The organism is Stenotrophomonas sp. VV52 (assembly GCF_002893095.1).
Taxonomy (GTDB): Bacteria; Pseudomonadota; Gammaproteobacteria; order Xanthomonadales; family Xanthomonadaceae; genus Stenotrophomonas; species Stenotrophomonas aracearum.
In genome coordinates, this window is sequence record NZ_PKQQ01000031.1 from 1 (window position 1) to 5,807 (window position 5,807).

At 63.7% G+C, this 5,807-nt stretch carries 6 protein-coding genes and 1 pseudogene; 4 read left to right on the forward strand and 3 right to left on the reverse strand.

From position 1 onward, the window contains the following. Positions 1-104: 104 nt before the first annotated feature. Both C2U58_RS19625 and C2U58_RS19630 read left to right on the forward strand, forming a co-directional pair. Entirely contained in the window at positions 105-1,157 is a 1,053-nt protein-coding gene (locus C2U58_RS19625; RefSeq protein ID WP_102947322.1) for a DNA-binding protein, read from the forward strand. A 149-nt stretch (positions 1,158-1,306) separates the two neighbouring features. Beyond that, a pseudogene (locus tag C2U58_RS19630) lies at positions 1,307-1,902 on the forward strand (DDE-type integrase/transposase/recombinase); the annotation flags it as partial. 41 nt (positions 1,903-1,943) lie between these two features. On the opposite strand, the gene C2U58_RS19635 reads toward C2U58_RS19630, so the two are convergent. From C2U58_RS19635 to C2U58_RS19645, 3 genes are all read right to left on the reverse strand, one after another. After that, complete coding sequence (locus C2U58_RS19635) at positions 1,944-2,246, reverse strand: antibiotic biosynthesis monooxygenase (RefSeq protein ID WP_102947323.1); 303 nt, start codon at positions 2,244-2,246, stop codon at positions 1,944-1,946. 160 nt (positions 2,247-2,406) lie between these two features. Next, entirely contained in the window at positions 2,407-4,074 is a 1,668-nt protein-coding gene (locus C2U58_RS19640) for a cyclic nucleotide-binding domain-containing thioredoxin-disulfide reductase (RefSeq protein WP_102947324.1), read from the reverse strand. Positions 4,075-4,148: 74 nt separating this feature from the next. After that, positions 4,149-4,373, reverse strand: coding sequence for a hypothetical protein (locus C2U58_RS19645; RefSeq protein WP_102947325.1), 225 nt, complete (start codon positions 4,371-4,373; stop codon positions 4,149-4,151). Positions 4,374-4,511: 138 nt separating this feature from the next. Here C2U58_RS19645 and C2U58_RS19650 point away from each other — a divergent pair, with 138 nt between their 5' ends. Both C2U58_RS19650 and C2U58_RS19655 read left to right on the forward strand, forming a co-directional pair. Continuing rightward, complete coding sequence (locus C2U58_RS19650) at positions 4,512-4,886, forward strand: hypothetical protein (protein ID WP_102947326.1); 375 nt, start codon at positions 4,512-4,514, stop codon at positions 4,884-4,886. 515 nt (positions 4,887-5,401) lie between these two features. Continuing rightward, on the forward strand, positions 5,402-5,770 hold the full coding sequence (locus C2U58_RS19655; protein ID WP_102947327.1) for a DUF3653 domain-containing protein: 369 nt from the start codon (positions 5,402-5,404) through the stop codon (positions 5,768-5,770). The last annotated feature ends 37 nt before the right edge of the window (positions 5,771-5,807 follow it).

Consider the following 5,807-nt stretch of genomic DNA (forward strand, 5'->3'; position numbering starts at 1 on the left):
ATTATCCCGCGTAACTAGTCAGCCGTAAATACGGCTTGACTTGATATTATATAGTACGTAAATACGTAGTACGTACTACGGTACGAAATTCTCAGGAGGCGGACATGGCACGCGGCGGGCTCTACAAGTCGGAAATCAAGAAGGCGCGGGACAGCCTGTTGGCGCAAGGCATCAATCCTTCTCTCGATGCGATTCGTATCGCCTTGGGCAACACGGGCTCCAAGACGACCATCCATCGCTACCTCAAGGAATTGGAGGCGGAGGAAGGCCAGGGTGTCGGGGCGACGGTGGCGGTCAGCGATGCGCTGCAGGACCTGATCGGCCGGCTCGCAGCACGCCTGCACGAAGAAGCCGAGACTGCGATTACCGAGGCTCGGGAGCAGTTCCAGGCACAAATGCGGGAGCGCGAAGCCGCGCTGGAGAGCCAACGGCAGGAGGCGGCCGCGCTGAGCACCCAACTGCAACGCACCGAAACCGCCCTGCAGGCCGAAACCGAGGCGCGCGCGCAGGGGCAGCAGGCCCTCACTGAGGCGAACACCACGGTGCGCCAGCTGGAGGAGCGCGTCGCCGGGCTGACGACGCGCGTGGTCGAGCACGAGGCGCACGCCCGCTCGCTGGAGGAGAAGCACCAGCACGCACGCCAGGCGCTGGAGCACTACCGCACCTCCGTCAAGGAGCAGCGCGAACAGGAGCAGCGCCGGCACGAGCAGCAGGTGCAGGAACTGCAAGTCGCATTGCGCCAGGCCAACGAAGCGCTGACCGCCAAGAACCACGAGCTGCTGCAGCTCAATCGCGACAACGGCCAGTGGCTGGAGCGCCACGGGCGTCTGGAGCGCGAACTGGCGCAGGCCAAGCACACCGCGGAGGCACAGCAACGGGAACTGGATGCGTTGCGACTGACCGCGACCGAGCACCAGGCCCTGCAGACACGATGGGCCGAGGACGTACGAACGCTGGACAGCGTACGCATCGAACTCACCGACGCCCGCGCCGAAACCACCCGGGAGCGGGAGCGCCGCGAGCAAGCCGAAGCCAATGCGCTGCGCGCTGGCGTGCGCCAGGAAACGCTGGAACAGTTGCTGGCACAATTCCGCCCCGAGCACGCCAACGACAGCGCGGCCGATGCGATCTCATCCCGTGAGAAGGCCGCCCCTTAGCCTCATCGCGTTGAACGTCCGGAGACTCACATGAGCAAACTTGATGATGCCATCGCGGGGCTGGCGCCGCGCGGGAGGCTTACCACGCCCGTTGTCTTATGGTGTGGCAAGAACTGCAAGCCGCCGAGCCGGCCGCTGCGAAAGTGCCGCACAAGGCCTTCAAGCTTTACGAGCCGGGCTACTTCCATATGGACGTCAAGTACTTGCCGCAGATGGCCGATGAGCGTCGCCGACGCTATCTGTTTGTCGCCATTGATCGGGCCACGCGTTGGGTGTTCGTGGCGATCAAGAGCGACAAGAGCGCCGCCAGTGCCCACAGCTTCTTGCAGGCGCTGCACCAGGCCAGCCCGATCAAGATCGTCAACTGTTGACCGACAACGGCAAGGAGTTCACCGATCGCCTGTTCGCCACGCGCGAGCGTCAGCCCAGTGGCCATCACGAGTTCGACCGGCTGTGCCGGGCCTTGGGCATCGAGCACCGCCTGACCAAGCCCAGGACGCCGAAAACCAATGGCATGGTCGAGCGCTTCAATGGCCGCATCAGCGACGTGCTCAACACCCACCACTTCCATGGCGCCGACGACCTGGAGCACACCCTGTTACGTTACGTGGCCTTGTACAACCACCAGTTGCCGCAGTCCGTGTTGAAAAGCAAGACACCGATCCAGTCCATGAAGGATTGGTACAAGTCCCATCCGATGCTCTTCAACAAACGGCCTTATGATCGTGCGGGATGCGACAAGTAGCATCCTCTCGGGTGATCGTACGGGGTTTGCCGGCGTGCGGGCTATGCGGCACCCTTGGCAGCCAGTACGTCGAGCTTGTGGATTTCCGGGTCCTTCGCGAATAGATCCGGTGCTTGTTCCATCAGGGCTTCGGCGACCTTGCCGGATAAATGGGCGTCTCGACCGGCGTCGTCATCAAAGGTGTCGAAGATGCCAAACGTCGACGCCCCCAATTTTACGGCGTACCAGGTCGCGGTGCCGGGTTCCTGCTGAACCAGTTCAAGGCCGCTGTTGAGAAACGCCTCGACCTCGGCTTCCTTGCCGGGTTTGGCTTCGAGTGGGACCCATAGTGCTTTGCTTACCATGTCGGTTCTCCTTGGGGTTGGATGGACGCGGCCCGGGCAGCTTCAGCACTGACCCGGTCCGGTGCTGCGGTTTCGCTCTTCCTGTGACAATCTGGAACAAGACGCCGAGAATGGCTACTCCGCATACCGCCACCACATCACTTTGCATTGGTTAGACAGCTCAACTCTCGCCGAGAATGCTATGCAGGTACTGCACGGCGATCGAGCCCTCGCCGACGGCCGAAGCCACGCGCTTGACGCTGCCGGAACGCACGTCGCCAACCGCGAAGACCCCAGGCCGGTCGGTCTCCATCAGAAAGGGCCTCCGGTCACGGGCCCAGCCCGCATGGCTCAGATCTTCCGAGGCCAGATCGCCGCCGGTCTTGATAAAGCCTGCGTCGTCGAGCGCCAGGCACCCGCCCAACCACCCCGTATTCGGGGTCGCGCCGATCATCACGAACAGGTGGCGTATAGGCCTCTCCTCGGTCTCACCCGTTTGGTTGTTCCGCCAGAGCAGGCTCTCCAACGCACCATTGCCGATCAGGCCAGCGACCTCCGTATGCCGATGAAGCGTTATGTTGTCTGACGGCTCGATTCGGTTGATCAGATACGACGACATGCTGTCGGCCAATCCTTGCCCGCGCACGAGCATGTGGACGTGCCGGGCACGGTTCGAGAGAAACACCGCCGCCTGACCGGCGGAGTTACCACCGCCCACCACCGCCACCTCCTCATCCTCGCACAGCGAGGCCTCCACATGGGTCGCGCCATAATAGATGCCGGCGCCCTGGCAATCGTGTTCGTTGTCGAGACCGAGGCGCCGGTACTCGGCGCCGCTGGCGATGACGACGGTGCGGGTCTTGATCGCCTCGCCGTCGTCGAGTCCCAGGGTGAACGGTCGCTGGCGGCAATCGAGCGAGCACGCGCTGCGCGGTGTCACCACGTCGGCGCCGAACTTCTGCGCCTGGGTCAGCCCGCGCCCGGCCAGCGCCTGGCCCGATATACCCGTGGGGAAGCCCAGATAATTCTCGATCTTCGAACTGGTGCCCGCTTGGCCGCCCGGCGCGGTGCCCTCGATGACGATCACGCGCACACCTTCCGAGGCGGCATACACCGCGGCCGCCAGGCCAGCCGGCCCGCCACCCACCACGGCCACATCGTAGACCTCCACCGCCTCGCGCGGCTCCGACAGCCCCAGGCAGTCGGCGATCGCGCGCGGCGACGGCCGCTTCATCAGCTCGCCGCGGCAGACGACGGCCGGCAGGTCCGCGCGCGCAATGCCGAGCTCGCGCAGGAACGTCTCGGCGCTCGCGTCGCTGTCCACGTCGACATAGCGATAGGGGTGGCCGTTTCCCGTCAGGAAACTTCTGATGGGCAAGGCGCCGCCCGTGTGGCTTGAGCCGACCACGATGACATTGCCCTGCTGATTTTCGATCAGTGCGGTGCGGCGCAGGATGAACGCGCGCGTTACCACCTCGGCGATATCGGCATGCCGCGCGATCAGCCTCCAGAATCCCTCGCGAGCGATGAACAGCATCTGGCCTGCCTCGATCACGGTCCCGCGCACCAGGCTGCGCCGGTTGGAGAACATATCGATCTCGCCGGAAAACTCACCCGGCCCGTGCGCGGTGATCTCCTGTTCGCCCTCCCAGCCCAAGTGGGAGATGCGCAACTTCCCGCTCAGAACCACAATAAACTCGGCGTGCTGCTCGCCGACATCGAACAACACCTCGTGCGCCTCCACGTCATGCACCGTCCCGAAGGCCCGAACGGCCTCGAGCTGCGCCTGGGTCAGCGTCGGAAACGCTTGCGCGCGGCGGCGGGTCCAAGGGTCGGTCGAGTTGGTCATATGATTGCGCGGGAGGTTTTCCAGCAACGTATGTTAGCTATATGGTCGTGATGAGGTTGAAGCTGGTCGTGAGGTCAGTCAACGTCTTCGTCACTCCAGCGCGGCAGGTCCCACGCGATCGCATGAAACCACTGGGCGGCTCTCCCTCGGTCCAGGCTAGTGCCACTTTCAACGGTCGGCGCCAAGTCGGCCATGAACGCCTGCAGGACCGCTGCCGGGGCAGCGCCGTGGCCTTCACAGTACTCGGCGAAGTCAGGCGGCACCGGGATGGTGAGAAGGGGATAGCGGTCGCGCTCCATGCCAGTCCTGGAACTTATTGCGTACGAGTGAGCATAACAGCGCCCCCAAAATTCGAACGGCAGTCATCGACGATCGATGCGCCGGCGGCGTGCGGATGTGCCAAGTGTTGACACACCTACATATGCGGGCAGTCCGACATGGGTGTCAACACCCCCGAGCACGCCACGGAACGGGTCGTGGTCCTGATGCCCCCCAAGCAAAAGGCCAACGCCAGCCGCCGCGCGAAAGCGGCGCGGCTGTCGCTGGGCGATTTCATCCGCCGGCAGATTTTCGGCGATGAGGAGCTCTTATCGGCTGTGGTGGCTCAACTTGAGGAGTCGACCGCCACAGCAACCGCCGCGCTCGACAGCGCGACGGTTTGTCTGGCCGATGCGCGGGCGCTCCAACCCGAATGCGAGGCGCAGGCACGCGCGAGCGCGCGAGCCGAGTTCGCCGATGTCGACCCCGAGGCGTTCGCCGAGCTGGTCGCCGGCGCGCCGGGATCGCGGGTGCACCCGAGGGCGGGCCAATGAACGCCTTATCGGTGGTGGCATAAACCGAACCCGCATGATTCGTGAAAAGAAGATCCCGGAACCCGAGGGATATCCCTTGTTTGGCTGGACATCGACCACTGTCAAAGCCCATCTGCAGGCGCAGCCGCCGGGAGTAGGTGACGCCATGATCATCTACAACGCGCATGGCGGGTTTCATGCGTACCCGCTGGCGACGGTGGTCAACCCATCCGCCGGCCGGCAAAAGCGCTCGTGCTCTCCAAGGCCGGCAGTTCGGGAGGCACCGCGTTTTACCGCAGCGGAATCAACGCGTTCATGCCCAAAGGTCGCACCTGCATGATCCCGCCCGTGCCCGCGCTTTTGAAACACCTTACCTCGGAGTGCGACGTGGTTCTGGATATGCCGCTCAATGCGCAAGAACCGATTCGATAAGGGAAATCATTTACAGATTCAGCCTGTTAGGTAACTTTTGGCTGTTTTTCGCACGAATCCCTGCCGACCCTCAAGAACTCCACCGCCAAGGACGAGCTGGCCGCATGACCACGATAGACCCCACCGAACGAATCGACTTGACCGGCCTCTGGGCCGGTTTCGGCTTTCAGGCTGGCCACATGTTCACCCCTGAAGGCCATCACCTTGAAGTCCAGGACATGGTCTGGTGGTCCTTGACGAGCAACATCGCCCGCGAATGGCGCCAGATGATGGAAGAAGCACGGCCGCGGCCGCTCCGATCGGCAGTGACTGCCAAGGCACACTCTGCAACGAATTCCAGCGTCATCTGCCTGCGGGATGCGTTGAGAAAGCGCAGAGAGAGGCGGTTGGGCGCGAGTGACCCGGGCCCCGCCGCCGAACCCTCCAATGTGGTGCACATGCGACGTGGGCCGAAGCCCGTCAAGCGCGGTTGATGCGTCTACCGTAGGGGCGCTGCCCCTACACCCCGGC